The organism is Lacihabitans sp. CS3-21 (genome assembly GCF_024343675.1).
Lineage (GTDB): Bacteria > Bacteroidota > Bacteroidia > Cytophagales > Spirosomataceae > Leadbetterella.
The window spans coordinates 183806-199868 of sequence record NZ_RJUD01000097.1 but is presented as its reverse complement, the minus strand read 5'-3'; the positions used below and the strand labels follow the sequence as shown (position 1 = coordinate 199868).

Genomic DNA, 16063 nt, shown 5'->3' with positions numbered 1-16063 from the left:
AGACTTATCAATTAAGTGGAAATCTTACTTCTACAACAGTTCCGATATCATCCTCCGTCTCACCTAAGTTGGTATGTAAATCATTTATTGAGAATCCAATATTGGATTCATTTATCTTATTGTAAGTAACTAACCGCTCGGCTGTAATCTTTAAACCTTGAGATTTGTAACCCTTTCTTGTTTTTGATTGAATTTCCTTTGCCACCTTTCTTCCTACTCCATTGTCTTCCATTCTACAGATAAGGTACTCATTAGAATAATAAAAAAATATCTTAAGAAGGCCCTTTACTCTTTTATATCTCAGCCCATGATTTATTGCATTCTCGACAAAAGGCTGCAAAATCATCGTTGGAATCTCAATGTATTTATTTACCTCTGGGTCCACATGAAACACATAATCGAACTTATCTTCAAACCTCAAACTTTCCATCTCGATATATAGATTTAGCATCTTTATTTCTTCTTGAAGTGATATATACTTGCTCCTTGAAGAATCCAAAAACATCCTTATCAGATTGGCAAATTTTGACAAATAACTATTGGCAGTAATGGCATCGTGCGTCATCACATAGGATTGAATTGAATTTAAGGCATTGAAAATAAAGTGAGGATTCATCTGCAACTGCAAGGTCCTAAGCTCAAGTTCAACAATTTTCTTTGTATGCCTTTGCTCTTCATCAGCCCAAAACTTCAAAAACCTTTCACGACCATAAAAAAGTCCGAATAAAGAAATAAAACTCGCTCCCCAAAACCACCAAGTCCGCCACCAAGGTCGTTCAACTTTCAAGTGAAAAACAACTTCAGGCGAGCTTTGACCACTTTTGGTTATGTATTTTATAAAAACATCATATTCTCCAGAGGTTAGATTAGATACTTTGAAGCTATTCCCTTTAAAATTCACCCAACTAACAGTTGAGTCATGAAAAAGGTTTTTCTTCTCAATTTTATATACAAAACTTTGAATGTCTTGAATGTTTTCAGGCGTTTTCAAATGAACCTCCATGATATTCTCATAGTAATTCATCAAATATTTTGCCTTGAAAACATTATCTTTTCCAGCTATCTCTATGTTACTAACTTTAAACTTGGGCAAAGAAGCAGCATACACCCTTACAGAGAAAAGTGAGACAAATACCTGAAAGAAAAGAAATAACAACAGTTTTAAACCAATAGACAGCTTGTTTTTTTTCAATTTAAGTTTAGTTCTTGTCCAATTTTAGCAACTTTGAGTTTCAGCTTTTCTAATGTTGCTTCAAACTCGTTTTTATTCTTCAGTTTATCTTTTACACCTATATAAAATTTTATTTTAGGCTCAGTTCCTGATGGTCTACAAGTAAATTTCGTGCCATCTTCCGTAAAAAACTGCAATACATTTGATGCCTCCATGCCCATTTTACCTGATTCTATTTCAGTCACCTCACCAGTTTTAAGGTTTGTACGTTTTAACAAACCTAAATCATCCATTTTGATAACTTTAGAACCTGCCAATGTTTTTGGAGGATTATTTCTAAAATCAGTCATCATTTGCTGAATTTCTTCAGCTCCTGTTTTTCCTTTTTTCGTGACAGAAATAAGTCCTTCATAATAAAACCCGAAAGTTTTATACATGTCAGCCAAGAAATCAAACAAACTAATTCCTTTGTGCTTAGCGTAAGCTGTTAACTCTGCAATCATAGCACAACTGGCAATTGCATCCTTGTCACGTACTTTATCACCAATCAAATAGCCATAACTTTCCTCTCCTCCGCCAATAAAAGTCTGCTTACCCTCTAATTCTCTGATAACCTGTGCAATATACTTAAATCCAGTTAAGGTATTGTAACATTTTACACCAGCTTTTTCGGCCATAGCATCTATTAAGTCTGTCGTTACAATTGTTTTACAAACAAACTCATTGCCAGTGAGTTTTCCTGCAGATTTCCAAGCTTTCAATAGATAGAAAATAATCAAACTTGCAGCTTGATTCCCGTTTAAAAGTTGCCATTCTCCTTCAGGATTTTTGACGCCCATACCCACTCTATCGGCATCGGGGTCAGTTGCTATTACCAAATCAGCATCTATTTCTTGAGCCTTTTTGAGAGCCAAGCTCATGGCCTCTTTCTCTTCTGGGTTGGGATAGATAACAGTTGGAAAATTACCATCTGGTGTAGCTTGCTCCTGAACGATGGTCACATTCTCGAATCCAAGTTGAGCCAAAGCTGGCGGAACCATGGTTATTCCAGTGCCATGAATTGAGCTGTAAACTATCTTGAGGTCTTTTTGTTTTTTGATAATTCTAGGAGAAACAGCAATACTTTTCACTGCTTTGAGGTATTTTTTATCCAATACCTCTCCTATCATTTTTATTCGTTTTTTTACACCCTTAAATTTTATGTCTTTTACATTGGTTATGGCATTTACTTCACTAACGATATTTTTATCGTGAGGAGCTACTACTTGAGAGCCATCTACCCAATAAACTTTGTAGCCGTTATACTCTCTAGGATTGTGAGAGGCAGTTATAACGATTCCTGATTGGCAACCCAGCTCTCTAACTGTAAAAGATAACTGAGGCGTTGGTCTTAAAGCTTTGTACAAATACACCGTAATTCCGTTTGCTGAAAGTATATCAGCAGCAATCTGACCAAATTCAGGCGAAAAATTTCTACTGTCGTAGGCAATGGCTACCTTGATTTCTTCTCCTGCAAAACACTTATTTAGATAGTTAGCTAAACCTTGAGTAGCCGCACCTACCGTGTATTTATTCATTCTGTTAGATCCTACACCAAGCTCACCTCTCAGTCCTCCGGTGCCGAATTCTAAATTTTTATAAAAAGAATCTGTGAGTTGATTGGTATTTCCAGCATCAATCAATTGTTGTATTTCGTCTTTTACAGTTTGGTCGTAGCGTCCTTTCAACCAAGTTTTAATATTTTTTTCAGCGGTAGAGTCTAATTTCAGTTTATTCAACATGTTATATTATTTTAAGGAATAGACAAATAAATAAATATTAAGAAACTAATCAAAATATTTGAGATAAATTCTGTTTTATTGTTTTGAAAATATTATCAGTCGGTAAATCATTGGCATCTGTTCCAAAAGGATCCTCTATTTCTTCGGCTAACAATTCTATGCCTGCAAAGACATAAAAAATAAGGGCTACTATTGGACTAGCCCAATATCCAAACTCTCTCACAAAACCAATCGGCATGGTGAAAATGTATACAAAAATTACTTTTTTGAGAAATAAACTGTATGAAAACGGAATGGGTGTTTTCTTAATCCTTTCGCAACCACCAAGAATGTCCATAAACGATTTCAAGTCTTCATTGAGATAAAGCATTTTCATACTTTTGTCAGGATGGTATTGAAGTAGTTGTGAAGTTTTCTTGTGTACAAGATTCATAATAGCCAAGGGAACATTGTCAGGATTGCCCGTTAATTCTTTTCTCGTAAAATCACTCAAATCCATCATCTTCACGCCGTGTCGCAAATGTTCTTTGGTTGCCCACACAAAATCAATCATTAACTGTTTGATCTCTTCCTTTATGGAAGATTCCCCATCAAAAGTATTAATTTTCATCATCAAACTTCTGGAATTATTCACCATGGCTCCCCAAAGTTTTCTACCTTCCCACCACCTGTCATAGGCCGAGTTTGTCCTAAAAACCAACAACATCGAAAGTACAAAACCCACCAATGAATGAATAACCGTGGTGTTTTTAAAGGTTGCGTGAAAGTAATCATTCTCAAGAAATGCAATTACAGCAGTAAAAGCAGCAACTCCTAAAATACCAGGCAATAACTGTCTAAAAGTGTCACTTTTATGAAAAGCAAATATTAATTTCCACCAATCTTTTGGATTGTACGTAACCATTCTTAAGTATTAATTGAGATTATCAAGTAAATATACCAACGATGCCATAGATCCAGCTCCGAGGTCTAATTCACGTTTGTTTACTGTCTCAAACGTGTCATTGTTGGCATGGTGGTAATCAAAGTATCGCTGTGAATCTGGCTTGAATCCTATTACGACTGTTCCAGTTTTGGCCAATGGTCCAATATCCGCACCGCCACTTCCTTTTCCTATTTCATGCAAACCATATGGAGACAGTAGGGACTTAAAACTTGTAAGTTTACTTATTTGGCTATCATTTCCTACAATCCCAAATCCTCTTGGCGTAAATCCTCCCGAATCTGACTCGATGGCATAAACATGCTTCTCTTTTTTTTGTACAGCAACATCCGCATAGGTTGTTCCACCTTTAAGCCCATTTTCTTCGTTCATAAACATTACAGCCCTGATTGTCCTCTTAGGTTTGTAGCCCAATGCTTTCAAAATCCTCAAAACTTCAATGGATTGCATACATCCAGTACCATCGTCATGTGCACCTTCTGCCAAATCCCATGAGTCCAAATGACCGCCGACTACAATTATTTCATCAGGCTTTTCTGAGCCCACTATTTCTCCTATTACATTATGAGATGGAGCATCTGCCAAGGTTTCACAATTTTGTTTGAAGTAAAACTTAAGCTTGGGATTATTTTTTAATGATTTACTTAAATCATTGGCTGATTTTGTAGAAATAGCAGCTGCAGGAATCATCCCTCCACCTGAGTAACGCATGGAACCGGTATGAGGAAATTCATCTTCTCTCAAATTCATTGAGCGAACTATAACGCCGACGGCTCCATACTGAGCTGCCTGTGAAGCTCCGCCGCCCCTCTGATCCACAGCACCTCCATAAGCTTCAAAAGTATTTATTTTGGTGGGATCCATGGGTCTATTAAAAAACACAATTTTCCCTTTTACCTTCTCTACTCCGGCTTCTTTCAGTTCTTTAAAATTCTGAAATTCAACTATCTCTGCCATTAACCCAGCTTTAGAAGTTGCTACCGAACCACCCAAAGCAGCGATATTAACTTTATATTTTTTCCCACTATCTAAAAAATATGCTTCTTCCTTTGCACCTCTTTCCCAATGAGGAACCATTACATCTTGGAGAAAAACCTTATCGAATCCGTAAGATTCCATCAGTTTTTTAGTGTAATTTACAGCCTTTTGTGCTCCCAAAGAACCACTTAGTCTTGGCCCTACGTTTTTGCATAGATACCTCAGGTTTTGGTAAGACTCACCGTTCAACAGTGTTTCATCATATATTTTTTTAACAAAAATTGAATCTTGGTTTTGACCTAGGGCAGAAACAGAAAACAATAGAAATAAGAGTAGTTTTTTCATGAGCAAAATGACGATAATAGATAAAAAAAATGTTTTGGGAATACCCAAAACACAATATTAGCAAATAAAACGACTACAAAGTGTGAGTTTTTAAAGTTAATTTATAATTCATAAAAAAGCCCACATTTCAAAAATGTGGGCTAAAATATATTTCGTTACATCAATATCGAATCAATGATCATGTAAGTTTTCTCTGTCATATCCTCCAGCAAATATCAATGTCATGATACCAATGCCTACTAAAAAAGTAAACAAATCAGTACAAACACCCAAAATTGTCAAAATCAAAACATAAACGGTAATCATTAACCAAGTAGGTATTTTATCAATTGCTTGAGCCATATTCAAATCTTTTTTTTGCAAAAATAATATTTTATTCTATTTGACCAAAATAAAAAAAGAGGTAATTTTAAGATATGATAAAAAGTTATTTTATTCAAAATAAATCAAAGGACTTGAAATCTTTCAAGGCCATGTTAATGTGGATTATCATGTTTACTTTCACAACGATTTTAAGCTTCTCACAAGAAACTCCTTATTATCAACTTCCAAAAAACCGAAAGCAAAACCATGAAATGATTGTAATGCCTAACTTAGATGCTTTTACCATAACTTACTTCTTATCCGCATCTGCCGGAATTAGAAAGCCATTCATCCAACAAAATGGAATTTCACCTTCTGCTGCTAGTTTCGAAGCACCCGCTAACGGTTTTTGGGAAATCGCTTTAGGACAAAATCGAAATGACAATTGGATTTATGAATTCGGAATTACAAAATCCAACAACCGACTCAAAACCAGCTTTTTGGAACTTAGTAGAACACCTTTGGTTTTTACCAATGAAATAGAACAATACTATGCACCATTCAGAGTTAAGAAAAAAATATTAACCTTGGATAAAGTCAGCAGGAACGCATTTATAAACATTGGCTTTGGTGTTTCGTATTTAATCAAAAGCAATAATAAGCCAATAGAGGAAGGTAAAATAACATTTGGGCAAAGACCAATTCCTGAGCCGCGAGATTATACTTCTCTCAATTTTAGAATTGCATCCTCCAATCAACCCTTAGCATTTGAATTCTTGACAGAAGTTAGAGGGAAAGTTTCAGAAAGATTAGAAATATCTGTATTTGGAAAGGCTTATTTCAGAAACAGTAAATATTTAAACAATCAGTTTTCGTTTACTTATGTTGACGGCAATTTCAAAGAATTTGGGAATTATGAAAAACCTATTTCGATTTTATTTGGGCTACAAGCAAAATTCAATTCCCCAAAATATTATCAATATAAAAGCAGGGTAGATTAAACTACTTAAATAAAAAAAATATTTCTTTGAGCGTAAATAAAAAAAACTTAATTTTAGATCAAATATTAACCTCTTTAATTATTAAACAATGAGTAAATTTAACGAATGTGTTGAACTTTATAAAAGCCAAAGCTCAGAGCTTGGTTTGGGTCTTGATGAAGCACTATTAACAGGTGTAGCAAAGGCACTTGGTCCATCTATTTACAACGCAGACTCTTCAAAGGTTTCTGGTTCAGACAGCAAAGAAATTGAAACAGTAAAAAACAATTTTTTAATTAAAAAACTTGGTTTAGATGATAGTCCAGCTTTGGATGCCGCTATTGCTGAAGTTTTAGAACAATTAGGTTCAAGCAATAAAAATAAGCAAAGAGCAGTAGTTTATGCTTTATTGGCCAAAAAATTTGGAAAAGAAAGTATGTTTATTTGATGGATTGTTTTTTCAAAGAAACTTTTAGGGAGTTTGGAGATGTCTTCAAACTCCTTTTGCATTTAAGGCCTTTGACCAACTAATAATTTGTCTTTTAAGGACATAAACAAAATTTTATTGCACTATTTACATAAAAAGAAATACTTTTCTAATAAAACGAAATGAAACCAAAAGTCAAATTGTTAAATTTGCAAATACAATAAAATAACAAAAAATTGTGACCGCAATCAAGGAAAAGAAAATCTTTATAATCGATTTTGATAGCACCATTACCAAAGTTGAAGGCTTAGATCAACTAGCAGCAATCGCTCTTGCCCATAGCTCTGATGGAACAAAGGTGGTACAACAAATAAAAGAGCTGACCGATGCAGGAATGAATGGAGAATTATCTCTTTCAGAATCTCTCTCCAAACGAATGTCTCTGCTGAATGCAAACAAAAAGCATGTTGATGCTTTGGTTGAATTTCTTCTAGAAAACATCTCTGAATCGTTTGAAAGAAATAAAAAATTCTTGCAAGAATATGCCGACCAAATATTGGTGGTTTCGAGCGGCTTCAAAGATTTCATAATTCCTGTTGTTAGTTATTTAGGCCTTAAAGCAGAAAATGTTTACGCCAACACATTCATTTACGACGACCATGGCGATATCATTGGTGTGGACAATTCCAATGTACTTTCGCAAACTGGTGGCAAGATAGAACTTGTAAAATCCTTGAATCTTGATGCACATGTTTCAGTAATAGGTGATGGGTTCACCGACTACGAAATAAAACAACATGGTCTGGCTGATAGGTTTTATGCATTTGTCGAGAATGTAGAAAGACAAAAAGTGGTAGATGTAGCAGATTTTACGATAAAGTCACTTGATGAGTTTTTGTTTTACAATCAGCTTCCTAGAGGTCAATCTTATCCAAAAAGCTTAATTAAAGTACTTTTACTCGAAAATGTTCACCCGGCAGCTGTCGAAGCATTCGAAAGTCAAGGATTTGATGTGGAGTTTCACAAAGGTGCTATGGATGAAGATGAGCTTATCGAAAAAATAAAAGACGTCTCAATAATCGGTATAAGATCCAAAACTACACTAACAAAAAAAGTACTCGAAAACGCTGACAAATTATTGGCCATCGGTGCTTTTTGCATAGGTACTAACCAAATAGACATAAAAACTGCCAGTGAAAGAGGTATAGCGGTTTTTAATGCTCCTTATAGCAATACTAGATCGGTTGTCGAATTGGTAATCGGTGAGATGGTAATGTTAATTCGCAAAGTTTTCCCGAAAAGCTCAGGTATGCACAAAGGTATTTGGGACAAATCTGCCAATCATAGTTTTGAGGTGAGAGGCAAGAAATTGGGAATGATTGGCTATGGTCATATCGGAACGCAACTCTCGGTTATAGGAGAAGCACTTGGCATGGAGATTTATTTTTACGACTTAGTAGATAAAATGCCCATCGGCAATGCAAAAAAATGCCGCTCAATGGAAGAAGTATTCAGAATAGCCGATGTAGTGAGTATGCACATAGATGGCAGGAAAGAAAATACCCATCTTATTGGGGAAAAAGAATTTGCCCAAATGAAAGATGGCGTAATATTCCTTAACCTTTCTAGAGGCTCGGTGGTGGAAATTCCAGCCTTGGTGAATGCTATAAAAAACGGCAAAATACATGGAGCTGGTGTGGATGTTTTCCCAGAAGAACCCAAAACCAACAATGACCCATTTGTTTCTGAACTTATGGGCCTAGACAATGTCATTCTTACTCCACACATTGGTGGAAGCACCGAAGAAGCCCAACAAGGAATAGGTACTTATGTTCCAGAAAGATTGCTAGAATACATAAACAATGGCAGTACCACAGGAAGTGTAAATTTCCCTGAGTTGACGCTTCCGTTGTTACAAAACTCGCATAGATTGTTACATGTCCACAAAAATGTACCGGGTATTTTGGCTAAGCTAAACAATATATTTGCCAAACATAATATCAATATCACAGGTCAATATTTAAAAACTGATGAAACGCTGGGGTATGTAATTGTAGATATAGAAAAGTCTTATTCTAGGGAATTTGTACAAGACATAAAAGGAATAGAAGAGACGATAAAATTCAGAATGTTATTTTAATTACAGAAATAGCCTCGAAAGTTTCGGGGCTATTTTTTTAATAATTTGGCAGAAATGATTTCTTGGCTATTTCTTAATACAAAATAATAGAGGCCACTTTCTTTATTTGACAAATCCAACACAAAATTCTTAAGACCCATCTGTAACTTTTCAGTGTCATAGTTATTTAAAACTCTACCCTTAACATCTACCAAAAAACACTCATAATATCCTTCTTGGGTAACATTGACCTCTAATTCAAATATGCCTTCGCTCGGATTTGGGCTAACCCTAACAAGCTCAGAGTTGGGCTTTTCATTGGCCAATATTTTCAAAATCATAACATCAACACTGTCTTGTGAAAAGCAGTTTTTATAATTTGCCCTCAAAAAATACTTACCCCCTTTATTTAGGTTTACTTTTTCAATACGCTGTTTTTCACCATTGGCCATAAAGTTATCAGGTCCTTTCCAACTCAAAAGACCTTTTCCATCAAATTTCCCATCTAATAGTAAAGTTTCAGATTCCAAAATTGGGGAATTAGAACTTGCCTTCGGTATTTTATAAGGATTAACATTAACTTGGATGGTATCATGCAAACAATTCTTTTTATCAGAAATTGTAAATTGGACGCTCTTGTTTAAACTATCGATTTTCAATAAACCATTTTCTACTTTTCCTACGGCACTTTGTATATCACCTTTCCAAGAACTCCCAAAGGTTACAATTTCACCGCATTCAATGGTTTTTTGATGTTTTTTATTAACATCTTTAAATATTGTAAATTGGTCAAAGATAGTTCCGTTGGCGGTTAAATACTTAGCTACAAATTTATTATCATTTACCTCTAGAACCATAGCTCCAGTTGTTTCAGAATTTGAAGTTACCATCGCATTATGAGGATAGCCCGGTTTAGTTCCCCCTACCCAACCGGAAGCACCCGCAACTACATAAACAGTTCCAGAACCCGATTTTATGTATGGACAAGAACTTGGAGATCCGTCATATTTGCCAGTTGAGTTACTTGTAGCATGCGTGTTTACATTAAAACTGGTTTCATTTGCGTAATACTTATTTAACATAAAAGACCGCTCATAGTTGTGACTATGGCCATTTAAAACCACGTCAACTTTATAATAGTCTAATACTTTTACCAAATTCTCACGAATTGCAACTAAATCTAACTCTGTATCAGAATCATGTGAACCTTTTGTGTATGGAGGATGATGAAAATACACAACTGTCCAAGGGAGTTTATTTGCGGCTAAGTCTTTTTTTAACCATTGCACTTGTCTACTTAGTGTGTCAGCCATTTTTTTTGAATCTTCGACACCATAGGAGTCTAATGAAACAAAATGCACATTGGCGTAATCATAAGAATAATAAGCCGCATTTCCTGAAGCAATACCACCAGATTCGCCTTTGGTAGGCAAACTAAAAATTTTGTAGTAATCTGGCCGCTCTCCAATATCATTTGGCCAAGTTCTATCTGAATAATCGTGATTCCCTGGGCTTGGCCAAAGCACAGTATTTTTAAGAAAGAAATTTTGATAAATGTTAAAAAAACTGGATTGATATTCTCTATCAAAGCCATAATCATAAGCATTATCTCCCAATAATAACATTCCATCTATCGGCTTTCCACCAAAATATTCAGAAACTCGCTTGGCAACTTCAACTTGAGCAGGCTGTAAAGTTCCACAGTCTCCAAATGCAACCATCCTAACGGGTTCTGATGAATTTCCAGGCAAAGGAGAGGTAATAAAGTAATTTGAGGTATCGCCTTGAAGCAAAATCTCATTATGGTAAATACTGTAGTAATATTTTGTTCTCGGTTTAAGATTGGTCACCCTTACTTCATGAGACAGCGTTTCCAAAGGCAAACTGACCGATTTGTTTTTGTTTGAAAATGACTCGCCGAATTTAATTTTACCCACACCAACTACTGATGTAGTCCATCTGACCGTCATTGCATCGTGATATCCCATCTGCAAAAATGGTCCCCTGGTGAGGGATTGACTAAAGCTAAAATACCCTGTAAAAAGAATGGTCAGGAAAAGCAGTAATTTGTTCAAAATGTAGGTTATATTTTATAGAAATACTAGGTAAACAGCAATAATTAAAAACACAAAAGCCAAATAATGGTTCCAATGTAATGATTCGTTCTTGAAAAAAAGCACCGAAAAAATAATAAAAACCAAGAGCGTAATAACTTCCTGAATTACTTTCAGTTGAATGAGACTAAAGTTGCCTCCATTATTTTTATAACCATATTTGTTAGCGGGTACTTGAAGCATATATTCAAAAAAAGCCAAGCCCCAACTCACCAGCACTATCCCAACCAATCCGAGCTTATTAAACCATTTCCATTCGGCAAACTTCAAATGACCATACCAAGCAAAGGTCATAAACGTATTTGAAGCAATTAGTAGCACAATCACCCAGAAACTTCTCATCAACCTAAAGAATAATACCTCTCTTTAATTATATTTTCATGGTGTTTGGCATGACCAATAATTACGAAGCCCAATGATAAAGGAGAAATTCGTGTCATATTGGCTGTTCCTTTTCTTAGCAACATAGTTTTATCCATGGACGAAAACAAAAGGATGGTAGATTTCCTCAAAACCGAAAACTCTTCTATCAAACTTTCAATGGTTCGGGTTTCCAGATGCGTATTATTAGCATATAATCCTTCCTCAAATCCAGGAAGTACGTTATCATCATTTCTAGCAAAACACAATGCCCTATAGGACATTATCCGCTCTGTATCAATACAGTGCTGCAATATATCCTTAATAGACCACTTTCCGGGGGCGTATATTTTATCCCCAATGGCATTATATTTTTCTAAATCACTAAAAAGTTTCTCAGGAGCAAAACCCTCTAAGCCCTCTAACAATTCTTGATTTTCGGCAGATAACAGTATGTATCTATCGAAAAAATTTGGTAAGTCACCGATCTGATTTCTAGTCATTTTGTAGATAATATTTACCTACAAAAGTAATTAAAAAATAAATTCACCACTTGAAATCTACCAATCTTTATGAATTTTGTCCATTAATCACTATTTTAAAATTTTTGTAGCAATAGCCACTAACTTGTACAAAAATTAAAAAAATAAGGTAATTTTGCACAAACGCAATTAAGGCATGGAGTTCGAAGAAGAAGAAGAATTTGTAGAAAGTAAGCCACGATATTCGGAAACCGAAAAGTATCGAATTTTTGATAAGGAATTTATGCCCCACATAGACTCCATGTATAACTTTGCCTTTAGACTCACCAACGACGAGGACGATGCCAACGATTTAGTACAAGACACCTACATGAAGGCGTTTAGATTCATTAATTCGTTTCAGGAAGGCACCAACGCTAAAGCCTGGTTGTTCCGTATCCTCAAAAATAGTTTCATTAACGACTACCGCAAAAAAAGCAAAGAACCATCAAAAGTAGACTATCAGGAAGTTGAAACTGTATACAACTCTACTGAAGACGCTGAATTTGAGAGCACTTCAGATTTGAGGATTGAGGCAGTACAAGACATGATTGGCGACGAGGTTGCCATGGCTCTTAATGGCTTACCTGTAGATTTTAGAACTGTAATTATTCTTTGCGACATTGAAGGCTTTACTTACGAAGAAATGGCTAAGATATTAGACATACCCATTGGTACAGTAAGATCAAGATTACACAGGGCAAGGAACTTATTGAAGGAGAAATTACGTTCTTATGCAAAGTCTATGGGCTACAAGGAATTACGTTAACTAGTAAAATATTTTAAACTTTTTTTAGGATGGCTGAATGCTCCAGTAATGTGTTGATGAAAGAAGAGTGTGAAAATCATGAAAAATGCATGAAGATGATTCAAGCAGTTTTAGATGGTTCTGCTTCAAAAGAAGAAATCGAGCATTTCAAATCAAACATAGATGTATGTAAACCATGTTTTGACGGATATCAGTTAGAAAAATCAATAAAAGATTGCTTACAAACCAAAGTTGAAAAAAAGTGCTGTCCACAGAACACGGTTGATCAATTAAAAGCCAAAATAGGAATTGGCCTTTTGCTTTTAGGTGGTTTTTTAATCAAACTTAAAGTTATTCAAGAGATATTTTTATCATAAAAATCATTTACCATTATAATTATCCACTGAAAACTCAGCTTTTCAGTGGCTTTTTTATTTTATTATGAAAAAAGGCAAGGCAATAATATTTTGTGCACCTTCAGGCTCAGGTAAGACCACTTTAGTCAAACATCTTCTAGATACACACGACAACTTGGGGTTTTCAATTTCAGCCTGCACACGAGACAGAAGGGGTAGAAATGAAATTCACGGAAAAGATTATTATTTTCTATCTATTGATGAATTTAAAGAAAAAATAAAAAATAAAGAGTTTGTAGAATGGGAAGAAGTTTACCCTGGAGGATACTACGGAACCCTAAAAACCGAAATTGAAAGACTTTGGAACTCGGGAAAAAACGTAATTTTTGATGTAGACGTAAAAGGTGGACTAAAGCTAAAAGAGTACTTTGGAGATACCGCGATAGCTATTTTCGTAAAAGTACCCTCTATGGAAGAACTTGAAAAAAGATTGGTGGGTAGAGGCACAGAAACTGAAGAAAGCCTATCTAAAAGACTTTATAAGGTAAAATTTGAAATGGCTTTTCAAGACCAATTCGACGTAGTTTTGCTCAATGACGATTTGGAAACTTCTTATCAAAAAACCAAAGTTCTCTATGAAGATTTTTGCAATGACATCATTTCGTTAGAAAACAAACCAGTTTATATTTAATGAAAATTGGACTATTTTTTGGATCATTCAACCCGATTCACATTGGTCATTTGATCATAGCCAATACCATGGCAACCAGCACTGACCTCGAAAAAGTTTGGTTCATCGTATCCCCTCAAAATCCTTTCAAAAAAAACAACTCTCTATTACATGAATTTGACCGCTACACCATGGTGGAAAGGGCCATAGCCGACAACCATAAACTCAAAGTTAGCGATATAGAATTTAGCCTTGCAAAACCCAGCTACACCATTGATACCCTGACAGTTTTGGCCGATAAATACCCAGAACATGAATTTGTTTTGATCATGGGAGAAGATAACTTGGTACAGTTTGAAAATTGGAAAAACTTCGAAAAAATCCTAGAATTTTATAAAATATACGTTTATCCTAGGCCGAATACACCCCAGCATAATTATAGTCATCACAATTCAATAAAATTCGTAGAAGCTCCTTTACTCGATATTTCGGCCACCTATATCAGAAAACGTTTACAAGAGCACAAAAATATCAAATACCTCGTCACAGATCCCGTAGAGGCCTATATCAAACTTAAAAAGTTTTATATCTGAGCCTTTTTTCCATACAAATACAGCCCTCTAATTGTGAGATCCATGTCTATTTTGTCAAACTCATCGGAAATATCTTTCAAAACAGCAGATAGACCACCCGTTCCTATGACAAACATGGGTTTACCAATTTCCTCTTTTATTTTTTTCACAATACCCAAAACCATACTTTCGTAGCCGTAAATTATACCGGATTGAATAGCATGCATAGAGTTTTTGCCTATTATAGAATCGGGTTTTTCTAGCTTTACTTCTGGCAACAATGAGGTTTGAGAAAACAAAGATTTAATGGCAGTTTTAATACCTGGAAGTATGGTAACACCTTCTATCCTACCCTTTTGACTTACTACTGTAAATGTCAAAGCTGTACCAAAATCAACCACCAAACAGTCTGACTTAACCAAGTCAAAAGCAGCTAAGGCATTGACAAATAAATCAGAACCTAACTCTTCGGGCATATCGATATTTACCATTAATAAATCGGAATTGGCCGGACTTACCACTATGGGCTTGAGCATTAAGAATTTTTCACAAAAATTCACAAAAAAAGGTGTCAAAATGGGCACTACACTGCTGATTACGGCGGTATTTAAGTCTCTCTTTTCGATGTTATTTTCCAACATAAAGTTCAAAATCCTATACTCAAAATATATAGAATTCTCATTTTTCAAAGACCTAATTCTTAACTTATTAATAATTTTTTCTCCCTCAAAAAAACCAATTACAGTATCGGTGTTGCCTATGTCAAAAACAATCATACACTTGTTTTATTTGATGCAAAATAGGAATAAATCATGAAAAACAGGAAAAACTCTTTTAAATTATTGAGTATCTAGTATTTTATTCAAACAAAACTTTTTGTTCTGAAAAAAAGGCTGTAAATTTGCAGCCTTTCTGTAAAAAAGTGAACAAAGCAATTTCGGATTTTGACATTAACATTCATGGTTTAGAAGACAAAAACTATGAATACCAATTTGAAGGTTCAAATTCTTTTTTTGAGCACTTCGATCAGGACATTGTAGAAGGTGGAGATTTTAAGGTATATTTGATCTTGGAAAAGACCGCTACTTTATTGAGATTACACTTCGAAATCGATGCAGACCTAAGATTGATTTGCGACAGAAGCTTAGAGGAGTTTACAGAGAAATTTTTAATAAAAGAAACACACATTTATAAGTTTGGCGAAACTGCCCAAGAAATGAGCGATGAGATGGAAGTGATTCCGTTTGGAACGCCTAAAATAAATGTGGCCGAGTTGATTTCAGACTATATTTTACTTAGTGTGCCAATGAAAAATTTGCATCCTAAGTTTAGAACTGAAGATGATGAAGATGAGGATGGGATATTAGTTTATGTTGACCCCAACGCTGAAAAACCTGAAACAGATACAAGTACAGACCCTAGATGGGCAGCACTTTTGAACTTGAAAAATTTAGAAGAATAATAGTAATAATAATTTTTAGACAGATATGGCACATCCAAAGCGGAAGATTTCGAAAACAAGAAGAGACAAACGTAGAACTCATGACGCATTGTCAGCAAAACAATTGTCAGTAGACATTACAACAGGCGAAGTTCACCTTCGTCATCATGCACATGTAAGCGAAGGAAACCTTTACTACAAAGGAAAATTGGTTGTAGAAAATTACAACTAATA

The 16063-nt window shown here is 35.1% G+C and carries 18 protein-coding genes; 9 read left to right on the top strand and 9 right to left on the bottom strand.

Features of this window, described 5'->3' with window-relative positions:
- Positions 1–7 precede the first annotated feature (7 nt).
- From EGI24_RS15435 to EGI24_RS15415, 5 genes are all read right to left on the bottom strand, one after another.
- Positions 8–1192: a sensor histidine kinase gene (locus EGI24_RS15435; RefSeq protein ID WP_255049389.1), complete on the bottom strand. Its 1185-nt coding sequence runs from the start codon at positions 1190–1192 to the stop codon at positions 8–10.
- On the bottom strand, positions 1189–2952 hold the full coding sequence (locus EGI24_RS15430) for a phospho-sugar mutase (protein WP_255049386.1): 1764 nt from the start codon (positions 2950–2952) through the stop codon (positions 1189–1191). The genes EGI24_RS15435 and EGI24_RS15430 overlap by 4 nt, the downstream gene beginning before the upstream one ends.
- Positions 2953–3001: 49 nt before the next feature.
- Positions 3002–3856 (bottom strand): bestrophin family protein, encoded by an 855-nt coding sequence (locus tag EGI24_RS15425; RefSeq protein WP_255049385.1) that lies wholly within the window; start codon positions 3854–3856, stop codon positions 3002–3004.
- 9 nt (positions 3857–3865) lie between these two features.
- Complete coding sequence (locus tag EGI24_RS15420; RefSeq protein WP_255049384.1) at positions 3866–5218, bottom strand: M28 family peptidase; 1353 nt, start codon at positions 5216–5218, stop codon at positions 3866–3868.
- A 171-nt stretch (positions 5219–5389) separates the two neighbouring features.
- A complete protein-coding gene (locus tag EGI24_RS15415; RefSeq protein ID WP_255049383.1) occupies positions 5390–5560 on the bottom strand; it encodes a hypothetical protein in 171 nt (56 codons plus the stop codon).
- A 74-nt stretch (positions 5561–5634) separates the two neighbouring features.
- Between EGI24_RS15415 and EGI24_RS15410 the strand changes: the two genes are divergently transcribed.
- From EGI24_RS15410 to serA, 3 genes are all read left to right on the top strand, one after another.
- Positions 5635–6522, top strand: coding sequence for a hypothetical protein (locus EGI24_RS15410; protein ID WP_255049382.1), 888 nt, complete (start codon positions 5635–5637; stop codon positions 6520–6522).
- 88 nt (positions 6523–6610) lie between these two features.
- Positions 6611–6949, top strand: a complete 339-nt coding sequence (locus tag EGI24_RS15405) for a DUF2853 family protein (RefSeq protein ID WP_255049381.1) — start codon at positions 6611–6613, stop codon at positions 6947–6949.
- 214 nt (positions 6950–7163) lie between these two features.
- A complete protein-coding gene (gene serA / locus EGI24_RS15400) occupies positions 7164–9068 on the top strand; it encodes a phosphoglycerate dehydrogenase (RefSeq protein ID WP_255049568.1) in 1905 nt (634 codons plus the stop codon).
- 29 nt (positions 9069–9097) lie between these two features.
- Here the strand turns inward: serA and EGI24_RS15395 are convergent, their stop codons facing one another.
- The 3 genes from EGI24_RS15395 to EGI24_RS15385 are packed head-to-tail and all read right to left on the bottom strand — an operon-like array spanning position 9098 to position 12024.
- Positions 9098–11122 carry a metallophosphoesterase gene (locus EGI24_RS15395; protein ID WP_255049380.1) on the bottom strand — a complete coding sequence of 675 codons (2025 nt, stop codon included), beginning with the start codon at positions 11120–11122 and terminating at the stop codon, positions 9098–9100.
- A 15-nt stretch (positions 11123–11137) separates the two neighbouring features.
- Positions 11138–11503 carry a DMT family protein gene (locus tag EGI24_RS15390; protein ID WP_255049378.1) on the bottom strand — a complete coding sequence of 122 codons (366 nt, stop codon included), beginning with the start codon at positions 11501–11503 and terminating at the stop codon, positions 11138–11140.
- The gene (locus EGI24_RS15385) at positions 11503–12024 is read right to left on the bottom strand and encodes a DinB family protein (protein ID WP_255049377.1); all 522 of its coding nucleotides are present in this window, start codon (positions 12022–12024) and stop codon (positions 11503–11505) included. The genes EGI24_RS15390 and EGI24_RS15385 overlap by 1 nt, the downstream gene beginning before the upstream one ends.
- A 175-nt stretch (positions 12025–12199) precedes the next feature.
- Between EGI24_RS15385 and EGI24_RS15380 the strand changes: the two genes are divergently transcribed.
- The 4 genes from EGI24_RS15380 to nadD all read left to right on the top strand — a co-directional run bounded on the left by EGI24_RS15380 (position 12200) and on the right by nadD (position 14409).
- A complete protein-coding gene (locus tag EGI24_RS15380; protein WP_255035863.1) occupies positions 12200–12811 on the top strand; it encodes a sigma-70 family RNA polymerase sigma factor in 612 nt (203 codons plus the stop codon).
- Between the two features lie 95 nt (positions 12812–12906).
- On the top strand, positions 12907–13167 hold the full coding sequence (locus EGI24_RS15375; protein WP_255049376.1) for a hypothetical protein: 261 nt from the start codon (positions 12907–12909) through the stop codon (positions 13165–13167).
- Positions 13168–13231: 64 nt separating this feature from the next.
- Complete coding sequence (gmk, locus tag EGI24_RS15370) at positions 13232–13837, top strand: guanylate kinase (RefSeq protein WP_255049374.1); 606 nt, start codon at positions 13232–13234, stop codon at positions 13835–13837.
- Positions 13837–14409, top strand: coding sequence for a nicotinate (nicotinamide) nucleotide adenylyltransferase (nadD, locus tag EGI24_RS15365; RefSeq protein WP_255049373.1), 573 nt, complete (start codon positions 13837–13839; stop codon positions 14407–14409). Before gmk ends, nadD begins: the two co-directional genes overlap by 1 nt.
- Here nadD and EGI24_RS15360 read toward each other — a convergent pair.
- Complete coding sequence (locus EGI24_RS15360; RefSeq protein ID WP_255049372.1) at positions 14400–15164, bottom strand: type III pantothenate kinase; 765 nt, start codon at positions 15162–15164, stop codon at positions 14400–14402. The genes nadD and EGI24_RS15360 overlap by 10 nt on opposite strands.
- A 146-nt stretch (positions 15165–15310) precedes the next feature.
- Here EGI24_RS15360 and EGI24_RS15355 point away from each other — a divergent pair, with 146 nt between their 5' ends.
- Positions 15311–15850, top strand: a complete 540-nt coding sequence (locus tag EGI24_RS15355; RefSeq protein ID WP_255049370.1) for a DUF177 domain-containing protein — start codon at positions 15311–15313, stop codon at positions 15848–15850.
- A 25-nt stretch (positions 15851–15875) separates the two neighbouring features.
- Positions 15876–16061, top strand: coding sequence for a 50S ribosomal protein L32 (rpmF, locus tag EGI24_RS15350; RefSeq protein WP_255049368.1), 186 nt, complete (start codon positions 15876–15878; stop codon positions 16059–16061).
- The last annotated feature ends 2 nt before the right edge of the window (positions 16062–16063 follow it).